We start from the raw sequence: 743 nt of genomic DNA on the forward strand, positions 1-743 counted from the left end.
ACGTAGGCGTAGATCAGACCGATGACGGCACCGACAGCCAGCCCACCGAGATGCCCCCATTTGTCGATGTTGCTGAACGAGAAGGTGATGGCGAGGTTGATCCCGAGCACGATGAGGATCTGCCGGGAGTCCACCCGCAGGCGGCGGGCGATGATGTAGTAGGCGGCAAAGAACGCGAAGATCGCGGTGGACGCGCCGACCGACACGGTGAACCCGTCACCGAGCACGTAACTCAGGGTGTTCCCACCGAGCGCCCCCGCCACGAACAGCGCGAGGTACCGAGCCCGCCCGAGGATCGCCTCGAGCTGAAACCCGAGCAGGTACAGCGCGTACATATTGAACAGGATGTGGAGCACGCCAGCGTGCAGGAAGGCCGCGGTCAGCAACCGATAGTACTGGTCGTCCGCCGCGATCCGGATTCCGATCATGGCGAAGTCGCCGGTGAAGCGGTTGAAGGTGCCGCGGCCGGTCAGCCCGGGCGCGCCCTGCAGGATGTAGGCGGCGACGCACAGGCCGATGAGGATCTGGGTGACCAGCCCCTGCCGGGCGACCTGAGCCGGGCCGCCGAGTGTGGTCCGCGTTCGGCGCTGCGGCGTGGAGCGGTCGCCCTCCTCCGGGCAGTGGAAGCCGACCGCCGCCGGGCGCATGCAGTCGGGGCAGATCGGCCGGCCGCAGCGCTGGCAGGAGACGTAGGTCTCCCGGTCCGGATGACGGTAGCAGTGCGGGATCATCGCGGCGCCGGG

General features: G+C 68.1%; 1 protein-coding gene. It reads right to left on the reverse strand.

The features are described 5' to 3' along the window. Window positions 1–743, reverse strand: a 743-nt coding sequence (locus AC08ON_RS17995; protein ID WP_476617421.1) for a rhomboid family intramembrane serine protease, incomplete at both ends; no start/stop codon positions are given.

The organism is Frankia sp. CoWAU3 (assembly GCF_977971855.1).